Origin of the sequence: Marinobacter nauticus ATCC 49840 (assembly GCF_000284615.1) — a bacterium.
Taxonomy (GTDB): Bacteria; Pseudomonadota; Gammaproteobacteria; order Pseudomonadales; family Oleiphilaceae; genus Marinobacter; species Marinobacter nauticus.
In genome coordinates, this window is record NC_017067.1 from 2031749 (window position 1) to 2053316 (window position 21568).

Annotated in this window: 20 protein-coding genes; 10 read left to right on the top strand and 10 right to left on the bottom strand. The window is 56.0% G+C overall.

The annotated features are described in order from the left end of the window. The first annotated feature begins 138 nt into the window (after positions 1-138). From MARHY_RS09445 to MARHY_RS09460, 4 genes are all read left to right on the top strand, one after another. Entirely contained in the window at positions 139-669 is a 531-nt protein-coding gene (locus tag MARHY_RS09445; protein WP_014421603.1) for a hypothetical protein, read from the top strand. Between the two features lie 167 nt (positions 670-836). Further along, positions 837-1940, top strand: coding sequence for a hypothetical protein (locus MARHY_RS09450; protein WP_014421604.1), 1104 nt, complete (start codon positions 837-839; stop codon positions 1938-1940). A 123-nt stretch (positions 1941-2063) separates the two neighbouring features. Further along, positions 2064-2837: a metallophosphoesterase gene (locus MARHY_RS09455; RefSeq protein ID WP_014421605.1), complete on the top strand. Its 774-nt coding sequence runs from the start codon at positions 2064-2066 to the stop codon at positions 2835-2837. 65 nt (positions 2838-2902) lie between these two features. Beyond that, positions 2903-3979 (top strand): DUF418 domain-containing protein, encoded by a 1077-nt coding sequence (locus MARHY_RS09460; RefSeq protein ID WP_050999006.1) that lies wholly within the window; start codon positions 2903-2905, stop codon positions 3977-3979. A gap of 234 nt (positions 3980-4213) precedes the next feature. On the opposite strand, the gene MARHY_RS09465 is transcribed toward MARHY_RS09460, so the two are convergent. The 3 genes from MARHY_RS09465 to trxA form a co-directional block, all read right to left on the bottom strand. Next, positions 4214-4972 carry a BUD32 family EKC/KEOPS complex subunit gene (locus MARHY_RS09465; RefSeq protein WP_014421607.1) on the bottom strand — a complete coding sequence of 253 codons (759 nt, stop codon included), beginning with the start codon at positions 4970-4972 and terminating at the stop codon, positions 4214-4216. A 191-nt stretch (positions 4973-5163) separates the two neighbouring features. After that, entirely contained in the window at positions 5164-6117 is a 954-nt protein-coding gene (locus MARHY_RS09470; RefSeq protein ID WP_014421608.1) for a LysR family transcriptional regulator, read from the bottom strand. 131 nt (positions 6118-6248) lie between these two features. After that, positions 6249-6572 carry a thioredoxin gene (gene trxA / locus MARHY_RS09475; RefSeq protein WP_014421609.1) on the bottom strand — a complete coding sequence of 108 codons (324 nt, stop codon included), beginning with the start codon at positions 6570-6572 and terminating at the stop codon, positions 6249-6251. A 454-nt stretch (positions 6573-7026) separates the two neighbouring features. Between trxA and MARHY_RS09480 the strand changes: the two genes are divergently transcribed. After that, a complete protein-coding gene (locus MARHY_RS09480) occupies positions 7027-7278 on the top strand; it encodes a hypothetical protein (RefSeq protein ID WP_014421610.1) in 252 nt (83 codons plus the stop codon). Here MARHY_RS09480 and MARHY_RS09485 read toward each other — a convergent pair. The 4 genes from MARHY_RS09485 to MARHY_RS09505 all read right to left on the bottom strand — a co-directional run bounded on the left by MARHY_RS09485 (position 7241) and on the right by MARHY_RS09505 (position 11602). Continuing rightward, positions 7241-7786 (bottom strand): NUDIX hydrolase, encoded by a 546-nt coding sequence (locus MARHY_RS09485; protein ID WP_014421611.1) that lies wholly within the window; start codon positions 7784-7786, stop codon positions 7241-7243. The genes MARHY_RS09480 and MARHY_RS09485 overlap by 38 nt on opposite strands. A 363-nt stretch (positions 7787-8149) precedes the next feature. After that, positions 8150-8455, bottom strand: coding sequence for a hypothetical protein (locus tag MARHY_RS09495; protein WP_014421613.1), 306 nt, complete (start codon positions 8453-8455; stop codon positions 8150-8152). 241 nt (positions 8456-8696) lie between these two features. Beyond that, positions 8697-10085 carry a cytochrome c oxidase accessory protein CcoG gene (ccoG, locus tag MARHY_RS09500; RefSeq protein ID WP_014421614.1) on the bottom strand — a complete coding sequence of 463 codons (1389 nt, stop codon included), beginning with the start codon at positions 10083-10085 and terminating at the stop codon, positions 8697-8699. A gap of 116 nt (positions 10086-10201) precedes the next feature. Then, entirely contained in the window at positions 10202-11602 is a 1401-nt protein-coding gene (locus MARHY_RS09505) for an aminotransferase-like domain-containing protein (RefSeq protein WP_014421615.1), read from the bottom strand. Positions 11603-11760: 158 nt separating this feature from the next. Between MARHY_RS09505 and MARHY_RS09510 the strand changes: the two genes are divergently transcribed. Then, the gene (locus tag MARHY_RS09510; protein ID WP_014421616.1) at positions 11761-12675 is read left to right on the top strand and encodes a pirin family protein; all 915 of its coding nucleotides are present in this window, start codon (positions 11761-11763) and stop codon (positions 12673-12675) included. Here MARHY_RS09510 and MARHY_RS09515 read toward each other — a convergent pair. Both MARHY_RS09515 and MARHY_RS09520 read right to left on the bottom strand, forming a co-directional pair. Then, on the bottom strand, positions 12672-13133 hold the full coding sequence (locus tag MARHY_RS09515) for a methyltransferase family protein (RefSeq protein WP_014421617.1): 462 nt from the start codon (positions 13131-13133) through the stop codon (positions 12672-12674). The two genes, MARHY_RS09510 and MARHY_RS09515, sit on opposite strands and share 4 nt — an antisense overlap. A gap of 29 nt (positions 13134-13162) precedes the next feature. Next, complete coding sequence (locus MARHY_RS09520) at positions 13163-14626, bottom strand: malate:quinone oxidoreductase (protein ID WP_041654741.1); 1464 nt, start codon at positions 14624-14626, stop codon at positions 13163-13165. 275 nt (positions 14627-14901) lie between these two features. Here MARHY_RS09520 and MARHY_RS09525 point away from each other — a divergent pair, with 275 nt between their 5' ends. The 4 genes from MARHY_RS09525 to MARHY_RS09540 are packed head-to-tail and all read left to right on the top strand — an operon-like array spanning position 14902 to position 20529. Beyond that, positions 14902-16086, top strand: a complete 1185-nt coding sequence (locus MARHY_RS09525; protein WP_011784874.1) for a thiamine pyrophosphate-dependent dehydrogenase E1 component subunit alpha — start codon at positions 14902-14904, stop codon at positions 16084-16086. A 1-nt stretch (position 16087) separates the two neighbouring features. Beyond that, on the top strand, positions 16088-17065 hold the full coding sequence (locus MARHY_RS09530; protein ID WP_041654744.1) for an alpha-ketoacid dehydrogenase subunit beta: 978 nt from the start codon (positions 16088-16090) through the stop codon (positions 17063-17065). 26 nt (positions 17066-17091) lie between these two features. Continuing rightward, the gene (locus MARHY_RS09535; protein ID WP_014421620.1) at positions 17092-18678 is read left to right on the top strand and encodes a dihydrolipoyllysine-residue acetyltransferase; all 1587 of its coding nucleotides are present in this window, start codon (positions 17092-17094) and stop codon (positions 18676-18678) included. Positions 18679-18687: 9 nt separating this feature from the next. Beyond that, the gene (locus MARHY_RS09540) at positions 18688-20529 is read left to right on the top strand and encodes a protein kinase domain-containing protein (protein ID WP_014421621.1); all 1842 of its coding nucleotides are present in this window, start codon (positions 18688-18690) and stop codon (positions 20527-20529) included. Here MARHY_RS09540 and MARHY_RS09545 read toward each other — a convergent pair. Further along, a complete protein-coding gene (locus MARHY_RS09545) occupies positions 20522-21511 on the bottom strand; it encodes an XdhC family protein (RefSeq protein ID WP_014421622.1) in 990 nt (329 codons plus the stop codon). The genes MARHY_RS09540 and MARHY_RS09545 overlap by 8 nt on opposite strands. Positions 21512-21568 lie beyond the last annotated feature (57 nt).

The following is a 21568-nucleotide window of genomic DNA, read 5'->3' on the forward strand; positions in this document are numbered from 1 at the left end:
ACCGGTACCTTAAATGGCTTTCATCGGGCTGATGGCTTGGTGGGACTGGCCGCTGGACGACATTCAGGCTGCGATGCCATTAACCTGCTCTGGTAACATCCGGGATCTGTATCACTATTGGCAGGAGCCCGTCCGTTCATGAATCCCCTTCTAGCGCTGCTATTTCTGCTCTGGAGCGGCTTTGCTCTGGCAGACCCTGCCTCCCTGCCAGACGAGCTTGCCGAGGAGGCGGGCATGTTGGGAAGCATACTCAGTGATGGGCGAGCGGTTTTCTATCCCGAAAGTGCCTCTTACCTCCCCCTCTCATCGCTGAGTGGCCCCGGGTACAGCAACGGTGTTGCCGTGCTCATGACTCTGGGGGGCTGGGGAGGCGGAGCAACCAACAATCAGTACCTTGCCTTGTACGCCATCAACGACAGCATTGCTGGCGTGTCGCCGGTCAAGACCTATCGCCTACTCTCTGTTCGTCACGTTGGGGGCAAAGGTGACCGTCTGTTCACTGGCGTTCGCGAAACCAGAAAAGGCCTCGTCCTGTCCGGGTTTGGCTATGCGGCTGAACACCCACTCTGCTGCCCGGCCAAACCAATGGAGATCACCTTCACCTTCGGGGCGCGCGGTGAGCTTGTCCCGGCAGCCTCTCCAACACTCGGTAAAGAGAGTGCCCGATAACCGGGCCTCTCAGCTCCAGCCAAACTCAAAAAATTCATACCAATCAGACACCTCTCTCCGGTATTCTACCCCGGCGCATCAGGGTAGGTTCCTGGTGGCAATATGACTGACAAGGCCTTCCGTCAGTCTCATCGCCTTATAATGAAGATCCATAAAGGGAGTTTTGTGTGAAGTATTCATTGTCCTTGCTGTCTGCCACCGTTGTGGCTCTGGGGCTGGCGGGGTGTTCCACCCCAAAAGTGGTTGATAATACGCCGCTGGTAGATACAAGCGTTGTCAAAGCCAAGTACATCATTGGTGGTTACATCCTTCCGGATTCCCACGGAGAGCAGGTTACTTATACCCTGGCCGACCGTCGCACCATCGAAAATACCGTCGAGTTTGATTCCTGGATTTCCCGGCAGATCTTTGGAGAAACCCACGAAGCGGATATCGCTCGCCTGGACAAAAACCTCCAGTGGCAGGTCGATCACACCCGAAAGAACTATGTCGAATGCCCCCTCAAGGGCTGCAGCGACCTCAGCATCTGGGAACAGCTGGAAGACGGCGAAGCCAGTGAAGAAGAGGAAGTGTACGATCCCTCGGGCGGCGATGCCTGCCAGATGACCACGTCTGAGTTCAGCTTCTCGGTGACGCCGAAGGATAAAGGCCGGGTCGTCAACGGCTTTTCAGCCGACCAGTTTGTTGCCCAGTGGAAGATGGTGTCACAGGATGAACTGGGGCGTGAAGATAAGCATGTCATGACCATGGATTTCTGGATGACCCAGACCGATCCCGCCATGCAAGACGTGTGGGGCATCAATGGCCAGTTTCAGGATAATTACCTGAGGGCCGTAGCCGACGCAAACAATCCCTTGTCGAAGTTCTTCACCAACAACGTGTATAAAGTCGTCGCCATGATTTCAGGTGACATTGAAAAGCAGGAACTGGACTCAGATTCCGAAGTTCTCAAAGGGCTGAGCCAGCTGGAAGGTTACCCAGTATCCATTAAGCTGGAATGGTTCGCCGACAACCAGGCCTGTCAGCAACAGAAACAGGCCACGTCTGGCACTGGCGGATTTGACGTGAGCGATCCGGTCGGCTCCCTTGGCAAACTGGCCGGGAACATGCTGCAAAACGCGGCTGAAGACAAAGCCAAAGACTACATGGGATACGGCAAAGATAAGCCGGTTTTCACCTACATCTATGATGTCACCAGCGCACAGGTTCAGCCTGAGCGGGCAAGCCGCTTTGAGGTACCCGCCAACTACAAGCTGGAGAACCGCCGTTAAGGCCACCCTCGCTGCGCACCCTGAAATCAAGAGCTGCCTTCGGGCAGCTTTTTTATCTATCTGCAAAGAGACCCTCTATCCTGCTAGGCTCCAACAAACATGAAAAACGTTGAGGGCTGACTTGTGCGACTGAGAATCCTTTCCGACCTCCACCTTGAGCATTTCTATGAAGGGCGAGGGCTACCGGATGTGCCGGCCGATGTGGTCATCCTTGCCGGAGACATCCACTCCGGCAGTCAGGGGTTGGCCTGGGCGGCCGCACAATTCCGCGATGTGCCGGTTATTTATGTGCCGGGCAATCATGAGTACTACGGCCACTCCATGCCCCAGCTACGAAAAGCGCTTCAGGCTGAAGCTCGGCAGCTTGGAATCTACCTGCTAGACAATACCCATGTGGATATCGACGGTATCCGTTTTCTTGGCACCACCCTCTGGACCGACTTTGCGTTGTATTCGGCATCATCTGAGCACGATCCCGCCGCAACCCACGAGAAAGCCCTTTCGTTTATGCCGGATTTCAGGATCATTGAACAACCAGAGGATGCCATTTTCACTCCGGAAGCCAGCCAGCAGCTGCACCACGAAGCCGTGCGCTGGCTCGAAGCAGAACTGGCCGCCCCTTTCAGCGGCCCCAAAGTGATCGTCAGTCACCATGCCCCGTTGGCCGATTGCATCCCTTCCCGGTATACCGGCGACGCCCTATCGCCCGCCTTTGCGTCGGACCTGTCGCGACTGATGGGCAAAGCTGCGCTGTGGGCTCACGGACATGTACATGAAGCGGTGGACATCAAATGCAGCGGCACCCGCATCGTCGCAAATCCGGGCGGCTACCCCAACGAGTTTGAATCACCCAGCTTCAGACCAGATCTCACAATTGAGGTTCCGGGAACAAGCTGATTATTTACGGAGGGGCTGAACTACAAGTTCTGATTAACCCCTGGTGTTAAACGACTGCTCTGGAGATGCCCATCTTGCGACCAACAACGACTGACAGGAGTGCCTCCCCTCGCCTCGATGGCCTGGATCTTGCGCGCTTTGTCGCGTTTTTTGGGATGGTGATCGTTAATTTCAAAATTGCTATGGGTGCCGAAAGCGACACTGGCGTGCTCAGTTTTCTGACTCGCGCTCTCGAAGGGCGCGCTGCAGCAACTTTTGTCGTTTTAGCGGGCATCGGCCTGGGGTTGGCAGCATTACGCAGCGATCTGGGACAAACGGTATCTGTGACAATCAAGCGAGCGATATTCCTGTTCGTTATCGGGCTGTTGAATTCTCTTGTTTTCGATGCGGACATCCTTCACTACTACGCCTTTTACTTTCTCTTCGGTGTGTTGCTGCTATCGCTCAGCAATCGCTGGCTGGTCACCAGTATTGTGCTATTGAGTACTCTGTTCGTGGTCATGGTGTTGTCGCTCGATTACGACAAAGGCTGGAACTGGGACGACTATACCTATTCCGACTTCTGGTCGCCGGCGGGATTTATCCGTAACTTGTTTTTCAACGGCTGGCACCCGGTGATTCCGTGGCTAGGTTTTCTGCTACTCGGTATTGTACTCAGCAGGCTCAAACTTGCGGAACGCGGTGTCCAGCATCGTCTGATCCTGTTCGGGGTCGCAGCCTTCGTTGTCGCTGAAGCATTGAGCCTGGCGTTAACGGGCGCTCTCAACGCAATTGATCCAGAGCTTGGTATACTCGCCACCACCGAGCCCGTACCGCCAATGCCGCTCTATCTGCTGGCAGGTTCAGGAGCCGCGAGTGCAGTGATTGGTCTTTGTCTTCGGTTTTCAGGCCAGTTGGAAAAACTCGGTTTGCTGCATGTCGTGACGCCGGCGGGGCGCCAGACTTTATCGCTCTACATCGCCCACATTTTGGTGGGGATGGGAACGCTGGAGGGACTCGGTATGCTAGGTGGTCAAAGCCTTGTAACCGCGCTTTTCGCGTCCGCATTGTTCTGTGTGATCGCAACAATCTATGCCTTGATATGGCATCGATTCTTCAAGCGCGGGCCAATCGAAGCGCTCATGCGAAGGGTTGCCGGGTAAATGGATCACTGCCAAAGTACTCCTTGAGTCGGCCCTGATTCCCTCAATGAAAAACCACCCCTAATCCAGACCCCGAGAAAGAAACCAGGACTGAAGAAACTCAATGCAGCTAAGCAGTTTTGGCTGCGTATACTGCCGGTTCGGATAAAGCGCGTACAACGTGAGGTCCGGGCGGTTCACCTTCGGCAGAACTTCCAGCAACCTGCCCTGCTCTATACCTTCTCTTGCCGCTCTTCAGGTGAATGAAACCAACACCAGCAGGCTGAAAAACACACTGATCACAATCGTCAACCCGGAAACACCATCCGAGTCGGCGCCCCCCGATAGCCACCGCCTTAACGCTTTCAGAAAACGCTTTGGCGTGTAGATGTTCTTGCGATAATTGCTCTCGTAATAGTGCTGAAGGAACAGAGGCATGGACCCCCTATCGAAGCGATACCAGAGCTTAAGAACGCCAACGATATCCTTTCGACAGGCCCAGGCTCGAACAGACGATGGAAGCCAGCTCAAGGGTATAGCGGAACCAAAATCAATGATCGCAGGGTCGCCGTGCTCCGAAACCAGAATGTTTCCGGAATTGCCGAGGTCCAAGTGCGCCACCCCATGTTGATGAAGGGTTTTCACATCATTGAAAAGCCGCGAGAAAAAGCCACTAGGGACACCGCCGCCTTCCGTAACATTCTTGATAGCCCGCCCCTCTATCAGGCGATAATGGACGGTCGGCGAGACGTCTGATGGCCGAGAGACTTGATCAGGCGTGAAATCGAGGTGCTCTACTCTTCTCAACATCCTGAATTCATAGGATGCGAGAAATCTGAAGTAATTCCCGAGAAGCCCCCGGGAGAATCTGAACGCCTTGTAAATGTGCCTCTTGCCGCTGTTATCGACGTTTACAGAGACGATTGGCTTGTACCATTTCTGGTTACCGGAATCTTCGAGTGCTGCCGAATTCCAGCGTGAGTCCACAGATGGGCAGTTTGTTTGGCCGCTCATTCCCCCTCCAAATTGCAGGATATGCAGGTTGTTGGGCAAGCCGACCGCATAAACTGCGGTTTAACCAACCCTTTGCCAATGCCGCGACTTGCGACACCTGCACAGGATTATTGGAGGTTTTCGGGAGGCTGAATAATTCTGTTGCGGTATCTTTGTCATCACGAAAAGTGATGACTCAGCTTCTACACGTTTCAGGCAATCGCTTTTACGGTCGAATGGCCACATGGCGAGCTGGTCATAATGTCATGCCAGCGTTCGCGAAGGAGCCGTTCAACGTGGTTCCGCAGCCAGACAATTCCGGGATCGCGGTCGTGGCGGGTGTGCCAAATGAGGTAAAGACTGGTCGGATCTACTTCGAAAGGTAATTGCCCCATCCACAGGCCGTCCACGAAGCCGCAGTCCTGGCTGATCAACTCCGGAACTGCAGTAATGAGGTTCGACTCCCTGAGAATCTGGGGAACAATCGAAAAGTGGTTAACTGTGGCAGCAATGCGCCTGCTATACCCCTTCTGGTCAAGGTAACTGTCTACGAAACCATGGGCATCCCCTGACATTGTCACAAGCAGGTGTCGGGCCTCGAGGAATTCCTCCATGGTGATCTGCCGGCCAGCAAGCGGATGGTCGGCACGCATTGCCAGAACGTATCCACCTTCAAACAACCAGGTGCTTCGCAAGCTGTGATCGTGCTGGGTAAGCATACCTACCGCCAGATCCACATGGGCTTCGCGCAGATCGTCGTACGTACCTTCCGGCGTGTACGGCACAGCGTGGACGTCCACTCCCGGCGCGTCACGTTCCAGCAACTCAATCAACTGGCGCCAGATCATTTCAACAGTCACATCCGTTACGGCGATGCGAAACTTTCGCTTCGATGTGGCCGGATCGAATTGAGTCGCACTCACCGCATTGGTTAGCGCATACATGTGATCGCCAACCTGGTGCCACAGACTGAGCGCATAGGATGTCGGTTCGATGTTTCGGCCTTTTCGCACGAACAGCGGGTCGTTCCAGATCTGGCGCATCCTTGAGATCGCATTGGATACGGCAGGCTGGGTCATGGCAAGCCGGTCTGCAGCGCGGGTCACCGAGCGCTCAGTCATAATGGCGTCAAATATGTACAACAGCTGGAGTTCTTGTGTCTTCATTTAAAGTTCCTGATCCTGAGCACCGGTCAATTCTGGCTGGCAAATGACTCGACCGCAATTGCGGCATTCCGTCAAAGGCGATGTTCACCACTTAAACGAAGAAGCCCCCGTTCAGGAGGCTTTTATGTACATCAAAGGTGACCTTTTACAAATGCCCGTAGCTCACTGAGACTGCCAGCCCCAGTCTTCTGGGCAACAACACCACCGCCCTGGAACAGGGACAGTGTCGGAATGCCCCGGATACGCATTTTGGCAGTAATGTCCGGGCTGTCATCCACATTTACTTTGGCAATCGTCAGTTGTTCACCAAACTCGTCTGCGATTTCCTCAAGCATTGGTGCAACCGTCTTGCAGGGTCCACACCAGGGCGCCCAAAAGTCCACGAGCACGGGGCGATCGCTCTTCACAACCTCCTGCTCAAAATTCACATCGGTTACTTCTATTATGCTGGTCATCGGCAAATCTCCTCCATTTGAACCTGATTCAAACATTGAAGCTTTCTGCCCGTGAAAACCAATTCCAGGACTGTATAAGTTCCATTTCCTGCAATGATGATTTCCAGCCTGCCCCTTACAACCGCTTGCTACGTGCCACCCCAACCGGCACCAGACAGCGGGAAATCACAGCCAACTCCGAAAAGTGTGCCGAGAAACCTGGTCAATTTCCCGTTTGCGCTCGGGGCTGATCAAGCGCGCTCACTCAAAATATTATTCATGCTTATGGATAAGTAGTTATACGTGCACTCCATGACCTGAAAGCATCAACACTCATCACCAAGCATGATGTATTGCATACCGTTTGGGAATTATTTGTTTCGACTTTACAGCTCCATACTTCGCTCCATCTGATATCGAGTCCATTGGCGACACCGGTATGAGCACTAACCCATCGAACTTTGGAGAACGTGTTATGCGTAAATTTGTACTCATCACTCTGGTTTCACTCTTTGCAGCCGCAGCCCTGCCCGCCAACGCAACCCTGGCAGACCGCAAATCCGATGAGGGCCGCTCGGAGCAGGCTCAGCCCGCCCCCTATAGCGGACAGATCGTGATTCGCGGTGAAATTCAGGATCGCGACGCGGAGAGCCATGCAGCCAAACCGGCCCCATACAGTGGTCAGATTGTTATCCGCGGCCAGGTTCAGCCCGAAAGCCACGGTTGAGCTTTAGCTGCTTCATTTGCGTCTTGGCACCAGGGACGGTGCGTTTTTGGTTTCGAAGCAACGTATAAGCCTCCCGAGCGATCTCTTCAACATCAAGACTCAGAGCGAGGTCGCTTGAGCCCAGGGTCGCCATCGGAACGAACGCCGCATCCAGTGCATCGTCGGCGGCTATCGGCTCACCCTCCTCCCAATGACAGAGAACGGCGATCAGGACGAAGTGGGAACGAAGATGCCCTTCATCCCCGACGTCGTAGGCATCCACGGCATTGAATACCCTGCCGGCGGTCGCCCGAATGCCGGTCTCCTCGAACAGTTCCCTGACAGCGGCGGCTTCGATCGTCTCTCCCAGTTCCATTTTTCCACCCGGAAACCCCCAGCGACCCGCGTCCGGCGGGTTAGCACGGCGCACCAGCAACACTTCATCGTTCCTGAAAAGCACCGCAATCGTCGCCACCACCGGGTGCATATATCTGTTACTCCGAAGCTCACTTTCGGTTGCCGCAGCCATAAAATGCTCATCTCGTCGTTGTTCGTCAGGTATGCGGGGCAAATGTCAGCGCGGTACCTGTGAGCAGCTTGCACTTCGCTGATCAGAATTTTCGTGGGGTGCGCACTCAGTTTTCACGCAACAAACGCGCGGCTGGCGGACCCGACAGCGCAACAAAACCCGGCGAAACACACGCCAGGCACCGCCAAACAGTTCGGCGAAAAATTTGGCACGTAGTCGGGCGTTGTCACGTTCGATTTCTCGGATTTTCGGATCCGGGTTATGGAAGGCCATTGCATCTTCTCCCTGCTCCCTGAAAGCTTAGCAAAATCGAGGCAATGGTGGCGATTTCGGCATGCGCCACATTCGGGCAAATGAAAGCCACTACAGAGACTGATGCAAAAGGTCTAGCTGGGAATCGCCCACCAGCGTTCGTTCGCGCTCAAAGATCAGCCAGGTTCGGACCCGGCTCTCTATCTGATTTCTGTTGCGACAAATCCAGGTATAGCGGCCGGCAGGATCAGAGACACATTCCATCTGTGCGCCGTGTTTGCGGGCAATCGCCATGTGTCGCTTAAATGTCCGGTCAGGCATGTTGGCATAACGTCTTCGGATCTCATCTGAAGTCAGATCAGCGTTATCCAGCACAGTGGTAATGAGCTCAAGGGTGGTCTTGAAATCGCGGTACATAGACTCTCTGGAGGCGTCATGCCAACAAGTGGCACAAGCTTCTGCCAGTGCCAGTTTCTGGCGTAGCCGGGGCCGAGCGGTAAAATCGCAGCCTGGGCACGCCGAAGCGGGCGCCAATTATAGCGATGCCAGCTGCTGGCACAAGTGACGCGCCATGCCGGTAACTGGCACACCCTCTCGGGCATGCCAACATTTGGCATGTAGTGACGGCAAGAGAGAGGATGCTCGCCGCGGCCAGACACTACCTGGGCCCGAGGAAGGTTGATCGGGAGGTTACAGGCGCACCCTTACTGTCCATTGAGATGACTTCAAACTGAATATTCACATTGGCACTGGAAAGATATTCGGGCGGATAGGTAACGGATACGGGAATCTCGGCTTTTTCCCCGGGTTCCAGCGCCAGACTGCCTGGCCCCTGATATTCGCCATGCTCAAGTCCTACTGCGTCAAGTATAAAAAACCTCGCCTCGCTGTCCTTGTTTCTTACTTTCAACAGATAGCTGTTTTCAATCTGACCGTCTGCAGTAAACCGGTACATCCCTCGATCCCGCTCTACATCAAGGGTCACCAGCGGCCGGGACGCGACGCCCCAGGAGAACAAGGCGATCGTCGAAACCAGCAGGAGGAAATAGCCGATCAGACGGGGTCGCAGCACACGGGTAAGGCCACCGGCCAGTTCCCGCTCGCTCGCATAGCGAACCAGTCCCCGGTCGTACCCCATCTTGTCCATGATGGAATCGCAGGCATCAATGCAGGCCGCGCAACCAATGCATTCCATTTGCAGTCCGTCGCGAATGTCGATACCTGTCGGGCAGACCTGAATGCACAACTGGCAATTAATGCAGTCTCCGAGGCCGTCGTCCGGGGCGCGCTGCTCACCCTTTCGACGAGAACCCCGGGGCTCTCCCCTCGCCGCGTCATAGCTCACTACCATCGAATCGGCATCGACCATGGAAGATTGAAAGCGGCCATAAGGGCACATGTGAAAGCAGACCTTCTCCCTGAGCCAGCCCGCATTCAAATAGGTGGCTGCGGTAAAAAAGAAGACCCAGAACGCAGCCCAGCCAGACGCCTCCAGGCTCACCAAATCTCCAACCAGGGCCCGGATCGGGGTGAAATATCCAACAAACGTAATCGCGGTAATCAGGCTGATTATGAGCCAGAGGCCATGTTTGCAGGCTCTTCGGGCTGCTTTATTTACGCTTAGCCCGGCCCTGTCCAGCTTGATTCTTCGGGAGCGATCGCCCTCGGCTAAGCGCTCTGCCCACAGGAATACCCAGGTCCAGACACTTTGTGGGCAGGCATAGCCACACCACACACGGCCGGCCCACATCGTGATGAAGAACAGTCCGAATGCGCATATCAGAAGAATTGCCGATAACAGAATGAGATCCTCTGGCCAGAACGTGGCTGAAAAGATATGGAACTCTTTCTCCGCCAGATCCCAAAGCACGGCCTGACGGTCATTCCAGTTCAGCCAGACGACCCCAAAGTACAGGGCGAACAGTACGGCTCCTCCGCAGAGCCTCAAGCGTCGATAAAGGCCTGTAAAGGATCGTGGCTGTATTTTCTGGTGTCCTCTGGCGCCAGGCGCCTGGTCGAGCTGTTTTACGGAAATGAACTGGGTCACGGCTGCACCCCTTACCTGTCATCGGATGTGATCGAGTGGCGGCAGGATAGAGGTATCGGTGTATTAGGGGCAGGACCACATTTTTAGAAATTGATAGGGACAGATGATTGTTTGTGTCAGGCCATCAGACTGGGGAGCCGCATTAAAGCCTCAGCTCTGGCGCTCGTCCAGGGGTGCGCAAAACTGAGCCGTAAACAGTTTGAGAATTTCCCGGACATCGAAAAGAGCTCACCGGGAGTGATCACGACACCCTCGTCCAAGGCGCGGTTATATAGCTTTATGGTGTCAACCTGCTCTGGCAATTCCAGCCACAGAGCCAACCCTCCTGCCGGAGAAGTTGCCCGAATCGGGACAGACCATGTACCCAGCAAATCGAGCAACTGGTCTCGCTGGCGCTGCAGTTGCTGGCGGTATCGCCGCAGGTAGGCCGCATACCCGCCATCCGCGAAAAAATCTGCAACACCGCGCTGAATGAACCGGCTACTGGCAAGCTGTGATGTAAGCTTCAGCCGAACGATGTCGTCGTGCCATCGCCCTCCGGATATCCAGCCCAAACGCAGGTCCCGGGAAAGCACTTTGGAAAGTGAGCTACAGTGGATGACCCTGTTCGGGTGGTCGACGGCTTTCAATGTATCCGGCACGACCAGCCAGCCAGACTCGCCGTATATGTCGTCTTCTATGATCGCCAGGTCATGGCGTTCTGCGAGCTCTATCAGATGTACTCGGGAATGCAGTGGCATTGAAGCGCCAGTGGGGGTAGCAAACGACGGAGAGACCACGCAGGCTTTGATGTCCCAACGCTGCAATGTTTGCTCAAAAGCACCGACATCCAGTCCCGTTTCCGCCGATGCCGGAATCTCTACTACTTGAAGCCCCAGTTGCTCCAGCAACTGAAGAACACCATAGAAACCGGGTGCTTCAACCGCAACGACATCACCCTTTTGGCATACCGCCATCAGCGCAAGGAACAGTGACTGCTGACAACCAGACGTGATGCAAAGCTCATCTACTTCTGCCTGCCAACCACGTTTTGCCGCCCGCAGCGCTATCTGTTGCCGTAACGAAGGGTCTCCTGCCGGCTCATCATAGTATTGAAAGTCTCCGCGCTGGCGCCTCAATGCCCGGGAAATAGAACGATTCAGCTGCACGATGCCCGCAGGTACGTCGTTCTTATCGGAGCCCGGTAGCAGATCGAAAGCCGCACTTCGGCTCATAATGTCTTGAAAAACCTGACTGACGGATACGGGCTGAGGCGCTTCCAGCGTTACAGGATGACTTGGGCTCTCAAATCGGTTTTGCGCCATAGACACAAAAAAGCCACTGCGTTCACGAGCCTCGACCAACCCCTGTGCTTCCAGACGTTGCAGTGCGTGTTGAACGGTGATCTTTGCAAGACTATGGCTCTGGCACAGCGTTCGAATCGACGGCAAGCGTTCGCCAGGCTGCCAACGACCTTGCTGGATGCCTTCTCGCAGTTTTTCTTCCAGGATCTGGTATCTCGGAGGCTCGGCTTTCATAGAGGTCTCATGCTCAACGATTGAGCTGTCTTGGTCTCATAGCATTCACGGCACCCCGCAACCTGGAGGTAGTCCGGCGGGGGCGCCATTTGACACCTGTTCAGGCTGGTACGAAGCTTTAAAAACACCACACCTTTCAATCGCGCCCGGAGTTTATCATGAGCAATCTCGCGCCCGATACTGAACTGGATTGCCCCATCACCGATGAATGTGGCGCTATAGTCCAGCTTCTTCAGCCCAGAAACCGTGACCTCGGGGGCTTTTCGGTAAGGCGGGTTCTGCCGGTAATTGGCCGGAAAATGATCGGACCATGGATCTTTTTTGATCATATGGGGCCGGCCCATTTTGCGGCCGGGGATGGCATTAACGTGCGACCTCACCCTCATATTGGCATTGCGACCGTTACCTACCTGTTTGAAGGTGAAATCCTGCACCGTGATTCGCTGGGCAGTCAGCAACCGATCCGCCCCGGGGATATCAACCTGATGGTGGCCGGGCGCGGAATTGTCCATTCGGAGCGGGAGCGCCCGGAAATCAAAGCCTCCGACCACACGCTCCACGGATTGCAATTGTGGCTGGCGCTGCCCGAGACATACGAAGAAACAGAACCGGCGTTCTATCATTATCCCGGCGACACAGTGCCATCAGTTTCCGTGGATGGCGTTCAGGTACGGGTAATGATGGGAACCGCTTTCGGTGCCGCGTCGCCGGTCAAGACCTTTGCCGGTACCCTGTACATAGAGGCGTGGCTGAAACCGGGGCAGAAACTGACTCTGCCTGATGCCGAGGAACGAGGATTGTACGTTGCCAAAGGGAAGCTGCGGGCAGGCGGAACGGAGGTGCCTGAATATTCCATGGCGGTTTTGGCGGCTCACGAAGGCGTTACGGTTGAAGCGATCGAAGACACCCGGCTCGCCCTTGTTGGCGGCGAACCACTGGGGCGACGGTTTATTGAATGGAATTTTGTGTCCAGCCGTAAGGAGCGTATCGAACAGGCCAAGGATGACTGGCAGAACCGGCGTTTTCCCATCGTGCCTGGCGATGAAGAAGACTATATCCCGTTACCTGGCTAGAACCATCGCCCAACACGTGAGGTGTACTGGGTGTAATCGTCCCCGAATAATGCCCGCATATGACGTTCCTCGGGTTTAATCTGGAAGCGATTCATGTACAGCATGAACAGCGGGAGTAACAACGCGGCAAATACGCTGCCCAGATACAGGCTCCACGCAATAAGCATCAGCAGAAATCCGAGGTACATGGGATTGCGGGTGTAACGGTAAATCCCGTCAACCACCAGGCTGGCAGACTGATGAGGCGTACGAGGGTCCACGGTGGTGCCTGCTGCACGAAATGCCAGAACGCCGGCCAGGGCAATACCTACGCCAGCCAGGACCATGAGGGTACAAAGAATCAGCCTGCCCGGAACCGTAAAGTAGCCAGACGGCAACAGCCTCGAAATAGCCCACATGGCCGCCCCGAAAAGGATAACCAGAACAACGGGTGGAACCTTGAGTTCAAGTGCTTTCACTATTTGTGTTCGTCCCTGAGAACGCCTGGCTACGCTGGTATCTCTGACTGGATGCCCAAGGCTGAGTTTACGGCGTCCCGAATCTCGCGATACCGCTCCGGATTGCTGATCAGTGTATCCAGATTGTCCTCAGGGAACATCTCTTTCAGCTTGGATCTGGCGGATTCCCCAGCAAATACCGCCGGGAACAATTGCTCCAGGGCACGCAACATCACCTCAGGTGACACCGAGGCGCCAGGCGACGCCCCAAGTATTGTGCCGTAGGTTTTATCCTTCGACACGATAATCTCTGTGCCCATCTGCAGATCCCCATCCTTGATAATCTGAACCCGCTGGCCAGCCTCAACAGGCTTCCAGTCAAACCTGGAGCTCAGGCCCGGAGCGAATTTATCCAGCGACTCCAGCATGCTTTTTTCACCTTTGAAGGTCTCAGAAACCAGGTATTTCACGAGAGGGAAATGCTCTATCGCGACGCTCAGCAACCCGGGGATATCGTGCAGGCGCATGGCCTTCAGATAATCAATGAATCCGCGCCCTTTTTCCAGAACGGGCTTGAATGAGGCAAATGGGCCGAACAGCAAATAATGCCTGCCATCAGCCACCCGCAGGTCCAGATGCGGCACAGACATTGGAGGTGCGCCAACTTCCGCCTTGCCGTAGGTTTTTGCGCGGTATTGACGGGCCTGCTCTTCGGTAATTTCCGCCTGCAGAAAACGCCCGCCCACCGGAAAACCGGTGAACCTCCGGGCAAACGGTAAATGACTTTTCTTCAGAATGGGGAAGGCACCCCCGCCCGCGCCAACAAACAGTATGTCGGCCCGATGCTGAACGGCAGCGCCCCGGGTTTGCGTTTCTACCAACCAGCTCCCCGCTGGGTTTCGGTGCACCCGCTTTACATGGACGCCATACTCGACTTTTACGCCCAACTGCTTCGTCGCGTATTCCGCCATCTGTTCAGTCAGGGAACCAAAATTCACATCGGTTCCCGTTTCCACAACGGTCGCTGCCATTTTCTCGTGATGGGGGCGGCCGTCCATGGTGTAGGGAATCCAGCTCTTGATCTCGTCAAATTCCTCGGAAAAGCGCATGCGCTCAAAAAAGTGGTGGGCGGACATTTCCTTGAAGCGTAGCTTGAGTTCCTCGATGGACGGCTCGGAGACCAGGGTGCAATGGCGGGTCTGGTTGATGAAGCTAGTGGGCTCTTTTATCGCACCTTTTCGAACAAGGTAGGCCCAGAACTGCTTGGCAACGTTGAACTGGGCATGGATTTTCAAGGCTTTCTCCACCGAGATTACCTCGCCATCCACCGGCGTATAGTTAAGCTCGCAGTTGGCCTCGTGGCCCGTGCCGGCATTGTTGAAAGACCAGGAGTTGCCTGCGCCCGGGCTGTCCAGTCGCTCCAGAATGGTGATATCCAGTTCGGGCGCCAGTTCCTTCGCCAGGGTGGCAAAAGTGGTTCCCATTATTCCTGCGCCGATCACGATCACATTCATATGCCTGCCCACCAGAGTCCGTTTAATGAAGCTATTCAATAGAGTACCTGTATTGACGTTAGCATGCTTGCGGCCAACACGGGAAATTCATCGGTGTGGCACAGTTAAATAAAAATCCGCATTCTGGGTCTACCCGACGGATGCAGTTTACGTTAAGGTAAAGGCAAGCCTGGAATGATCCACACCAGATTTCCCCAGGTTGTCTACAATGACATTAACGACACGCCCACAAGGCGTGTTTTGTTTCCTCAGGCCAACACCCCAGGAAGAGGACTATGACAACAACAAAATCGAAAGTTGTGTATTCCCCCTCGTTCACCGATGGTGCGGAATTCCGTATTCCCACGTTCAAGCTCCTGAAGCAGGACGGCAAGCTCTATAAGAGCGCCAAAGCGCCGGATCTTGAAAAAGAGAAAGCCCTTCGCATCTACCGGGCCATGGTCACCACCCGGATTCTCGATGAGCGTATGCTTGCTGCCCAGCGCCAGGGGCGTCTGAGCTTCTACATGCAGTGTACCGGTGAAGAAGCCGCCGTGATCGGCAGCGCCGCCGCGCTGGATGATAACGACATGATCATGGCGCAGTACCGGGAGCAAGGCGCCCTCGCCTACCGCGGTTTTTCCATCGACGAATTCATGAACCAGCTTTTTGGCAATGAGCTTGATTACGGTAAGGGCCGGCAAATGCCCGTGCACTACGGCTCGAAAAAGCTGAATTACATGACCATCTCTTCGCCCCTGGCCACCCAGATTCCCCAGGCCACCGGCTATGCCTATGGCCAGAAGCTGGCGGGAGACGGCCACTGCACCATCACCTATTTTGGCGAAGGCGCCGCGTCCGAGGGTGACTTTCACGCGGCCCTGAACATGGCTGCAGTCCATCGCGTACCCGTCATCTTCCTGTGCCGGAACAACGGTTATGCCATTTCCACCCCCGCAGCCGAACAGTTCGCAGCCGACGGCGTAGCACCCAGAGCCTATGGCTACAAGATGGACGTTATCCGGGTAGACGGTAACGACGTACTGGCCATGTATGAAGCCACCAGAGCCGCCCGGGAGCTGGCCGTCAAACACAATCGACCGGTATTGATCGAGGCCATGAGCTACCGCCTTGCGGCCCACTCCTCCTCCGACGACCCGTCCGGTTATCGCAGCAAAGACGAGGAAGCGGTATGGCGCGAGAAAGACCCGATCCTGCGCATGCGCCTGTGGCTGGAAAGCAAGAAATGGTGGAGTGAGGACGACGAAAAACAGTTCCAGGAAAACATGCGCCGGGAAGTGCTGGAAACCATGAAGCGGGCCCAGAAGCGTCCGCCACCAGCCCTCGAAACTCTGGTTACCGATGTCTACGACGAAGTACCTCCCATGCTGGCCGAGCAGTTTGAGAAACTGAAGGCTCACATACGTCGATATCCGGATGAGTACCCAAAGAGCGCCGAACACGTTAAGGGAGGAGCGTGAGATGACCAAGATGAATATGCTCCAGGCCATCAACAATGCCCTGGATACCGCCATGGCGGCCGATGACAAAGTGTTGTGTTTCGGCGAGGACGTGGGCGTTTTTGGCGGCGTGTTCCGCGCTACCAGTAATCTTCAACAGAAATACGGCAAGTCCCGCTGTTTCAACACACCGCTGGTGGAACAGGGCATCATCGGTTTTGCCAACGGTCTGGCCGCCCAGGGCTCTGTGCCGGTGGCGGAAATCCAGTTTGCCGACTACATCTTCCCGGCCTTCGATCAGATCGTGAACGAATCGGCAAAATACCGCTATCGCTCCGGCAACCTCTTTAACGTCGGTGGCCTGACCATTCGTGCACCCTACGGTGGTGGCATTGCCGGCGGCCTTTATCATTCGCAATCCCCGGAAGCCTATTTCGCACACACCCCGGGGCTCAAGATTGTGGTACCCCGCAACCCGCACCAGGCCAAGGGCTTGCTGTTGGCTGCCATCCACGACCCCAACCCGGTACTGTTCTTTGAACCGAAGCGCCTGTACCGGGCGTCTGTGGGCGAGGTGCCAGATGAAGATTATCGCCTGCCTCTGGGTGAAGCCGAGATCACCAAGGAAGGCATTGACGTGACCATTCTTGGCTGGGGCGCCCAGATGGACGTTATTGATCAGGCGGTTGAGCGCGCTGAAAAGGAAGGCATTTCCTGTGAGGTGATTGACCTTCGTTCCATCCTGCCCTGGGATGTGGAAACCGTGGCCAATTCCGTGCTCAAAACCGGGCGCCTGGTGATTACCCACGAAGCTCCTCTCACTGGCGGCTTTGCCGGCGAAATTGCAGCGACCATTCAGGAGCGCTGCTTCCTGTACCTGGAATCTCCCATTGCGCGGGTAACCGGGATAGACACCCCCTTCCCGCTGGTGCTTGAGAAGGAGCACTTGCCGAATCACCTGAAGGTCTACGAGGCCATCAGGGAAAGCGTGGAATTCTAGGCGGATATCAGGACAGGAGAACAAGCATGAGTGATTTTATTCTGCCCGATATCGGCGAAGGTATCGTGGAATGTGAACTGGTCAAATGGCTGGTAGCCGAAGGCGACGTCATCGAGGAAGACCAGCCGGTGGCTGAAGTAATGACCGATAAGGCACTGGTTGAAATACCAGCACCCTACAAGGGCCGGGTTACCCGTCTCTATTACCAGGAAGGCGATATCGCGAAGGTGCATGCGCCACTGTTCGAGTTGGTGGATGAGAATGGTGAGGCCGGGGCGCCGGCACCAGCAAGCGCTGAAGAGTCGTCGCAGGTAGACGCTGCCCCGGAAGCTGTAGCCAAAGCGGAACCCGCACAAGGCGGGGACGATAACGCGACTGAAGACTTTATTTTGCCCGACATCGGTGAAGGAATTGTCGAGTGCGAGGTGGTTGAATGGCGCGTCGCCGAGGGCGACGAAATCGAAGAAGATCAGCCGGTGGTGGACGTGATGACCGATAAGGCCATGGTTGAGATCACCGCCCCCAAGGCCGGCCGAATCACCAAGCTCTACCACGAGCAGCAATCCATGGCGCGGGTGCATTCACCGCTGTTTGCCTTCATCCCGCGGGATCGTGAAGAGGCTCCTCAGCCAAAGAGTGAATCCAGGCCGTCGGCGGACGCCGCGCCCACAAAAGCGACACCGGTGGCAACCGGCACCCGGGCCCGGATTCCAGCAAGCCCGGCGGTCCGTCGGTTGGTGCGCGAGCACGAGCTGAACCTGGGCGACATTGCCGGTTCCGGCAAGGATGGCCGGGTGCTTAAGGCAGATGTTCTGGCGCATTTGGAACAGCCCAAATCAGAGCCCAGCGCCACCGAACGTCAGGTTGACCCCGGCACGGCGCCTCGCCGCCACGCCGAAGGTGATCAGCAAGTCCGCGTGGAACCGATCAAAGGCATGAAAGCGGCCATGGCCAAGGCGATGGTTCAGTCGGCAACCACCATCCCTCACTTTATCTACAGTGAGGATATTGATGTAACCGACTTGCTCAGGCTTCGGGAACAGCTGAAGCCGGAGGCTGAAGCCAAAGGCACCCGGCTAACGCTCATGCCATTCTTCATGAAGGCCATGGCCCTGGCTGTTCAGGAATACCCGGTATTGAACAGTCAGTTAAACGAGGACGTGACCGAAATCCACTACCTGCCCCACTGCAACATTGGCATGGCGGTAGATGGCAAAGCTGGCCTGGTGGTGCCCAACGTCAAGCACGTTGAACAGCTCACCCTGCTGGGTATCGCCGAGGAAATCGCCCGGTTGACTGAGGCCGCCCGTTCCGGACGTGTCAGCCAGGATGATCTCAAAGGCGGCACCATCACCATTTCCAATATCGGCGCATTGGGCGGCACCTACGCAGCGCCCATCATCAACGCACCGGAAGTGGCGATTGTGGCGCTGGGCCGCACCCAGAAGCTACCGCGTTTCGATGCCAATGGTCAGGTGGTTGAGCGGGCGATCATGACGATCAGCTGGGCCGGCGATCACCGCATTATTGACGGCGGTACCATCGCGCGGTTCTGCAACCTCTGGAAGAGCTACCTGGAGTCGCCCCAGACCATGCTGTTACATATGGGCTGACGGGCAGTGATGGAGCAGGAAAAGCATCTTCAGCAATTCTATATACCGGAAGAGCAGTCGATCTACCTGCTCAGCCACGATGATGCCAAGAAGCTCAAGGACTGGGTGGCGCTTTGCGTTGCCCAGCTCCGGCAACTGGGTTACCGGGACGTTGAACTGATTGGCAAGGGCGCCTATGGCTTTGTGTTTGCCGGCCGGTTTCCCGGCCTGGATACGCCGGGGCCGGAACATGTGTTCAAGTTTACCCGCATCAACCTGCCCCAGCACCTGCAGGATCGTCTGGAAGACGAAGCCTTCATTCTGGAGCAGGTGCATCACCCCAGAGTACCGCGACTAATCGCTTTCCAGCGCGCCAACAACCAACCTATCCTGGTCATGGAACGAGCCGCAGGGCTCAATCTGGAGGAAGTCTCGCTGCAGGAAGGCCGTCTGAAGCCCCGGCTTATTATTCGGATAGCGGACCAGTTGGCGGATATTCTGCGCTGCCTGCGCCGGGAAACCGGGCCCGCCGGCCGTCCGATTGTTCATGGTGACATCAAACCGTCCAACCTGGTGTTTGACGCCCGCACCGAGAACATTGCCTTGATTGACTGGGGGTCCTCGGTGTTCGCCCAGCTGGATGCCAATCAACAGTTCGTCACCGCCAATGTGATGGAACTGATGTCGGATAACCTGCAGCAAACCAATGCCAGACTGGGCGATGTCTATTTTATCGGCGAGGAGCAGCTGAACGGCGGGCTCTCCTCGCCCCGCTTTGACGAACAGGGGGCTGCCGGAACCCTGTATGCCCTCGCCTCTTCCCAATCCTGTCGGTTTGGGCACCGGGCGATTCCAGCTGCGTCTCTGGGGCTTCCCATGGAATTTGCCCGAATGCTTGATGGCATGCTGTCGCCTGACCCGGAGACTCGCCGCAAGGCTGGTGATTACTACTTGCGGGAAATGCCCCGAATGGCCCGCACGGTGATGATTGACCTGCCGGCACGGCCGACCACTCCGCAGGTGCCGGTATGGGTGCGGGCGTCCGGGCAGGAAATTGATACCGTGGTATACAGTTCCCGGAAGTCGTTTTTGCGGGAGGAAGGTGCCCCGGAGACCCTGAGTGATGTGAACGACGTCCAACTCGACCGCTACTACAAGAACTTCATGCAAGGCATGGGGGAAACCGAGAAAGCGTTTCTGGCGGCGGTCAGTCGGCTCGGGCGCTACCCTGTGGAAGGAGGCCTGGCGGTACGCTGGGAAACCGACGGTATCTATATCGATACCTCTCTGAACCTGCATGATCCGACGTTGAAATCGGCCTTTGTCCAGGCCGTCAATAACATGGTGTACCTGGCCCAGGCCATCTACCGCAAAGGTATCTTCAAAAGCTGCCTGTTCAACGCCCGTAACACCCTGCACATTGATCGTGAAGATCCGGGCAAGCCGTTTCTCGTCTCCCCCGGCATGAATCTGCACTACGAAGTGAGCGCAGCACCGGAAGTGGAAGATGAAAGCCGCGTGCATTCCTATTTTGAGGATGGACCAGACCCGGAAGAATTCCTGGTATTGCCCGAGACGATTATCCGGGCACTGGAACGTCTGAACGACATCCACCACACCGGCATGATCATCTTCGAAGCCCTGCCCCGGCACCTGAAGATCCACAGCCATTACCGGCTGCTGGACCCCGAGCGGGAACCGGAATTCCGGGAACTGCTGGACGAGATCCTGTCTGCGGTGGAGCAGATCGCCGGGCTTGGCGTGTCCGGGTATATGAAAATGCCCTACAAAGACACCCGGTTCTTTCCGCACATCGAGCGGCTGCCCGACCGGTACTACCCTCGAAACCCGCGAGCCGAGAGCGTTAACTGACCGCCCGGAAAAGCTGGCGCCGGGCACGAACCACATCTGCCATAATCGACAAGGCAATCTCGGCCGGTGTCTTGCTGCCGATATCCAGCCCCACCGGCATATGAATACGCTGAATCTCGGCCTCAGTGAGCCCGCCACTGCGTTTCAACCGTTCCGCCCGGGCTTTTGAAGTGCGCATTGAGCCCATGACACCAATATAGCCCGCTGGCGTTTTGACCGCGGCCATCATCGCCAGGTCATCAATCTTTGGATCGTGCGTAGTGGCCACTACGGCCGTCGAGGGGGCACAGGCACCGTCTTTGCCGAGGTATACGGAGGGCAGTTGAGCAATAAACTCGACACCTTCGGGCAAATTGTGGGTGCCTGCAATGTCTTCCCGTGGATCGCAAAGCACCACCTCATAACCCAGGCCCAGAGCAAACCGGGCGCAGGCATCCGCTACCGTTGAATATCCGGCCAGAATCAATCGTGCGACGGGTGCGACAACAATCTTTATGGTCTCGCTTCCCTGCTCCCAAATGACCCGGCTACCGTGATCATCGACAGGGTGGAGACTGACGTTGCCACCAGCTAGGCCTACTTCCCGCTCCAGGGCTTCACCACTTGAAAGCCCTTGCAGCAGCGTCCGCAGCTGATCGACAAAATGTGACTCCGGAGATCGCTTTTCCACCAGTACTTCCAATGCGCCCCCGCAGGGCAGCTTCACCTTTGGATTGCGGTTTTCCTCGCTGTCGCCACCATATCTCATGACAACGGATGGCAAGGTATATTCCCCCTGCACCAGTCGATCCAGGAAATCCTCTTCAACACAGCCGCCGGACAATGACCCCACATGCGCTCCGTCGGCTTTCGCTACCATCATCGCTCCGGGTTCCCGGGGGGAAGAGCCGAACGTGGACAGCACGGTGCACAGCCAGATCGTCTGCCCTTGCTCCAGCCAGTCAATGGCCTGCTGTATAACGCGATAATCGAGATTCTGCATGCTTGGCCTGCCAAAACTACCGGGGGCGCTCTGCCCGTTCTGTGTCTGATGGATTGT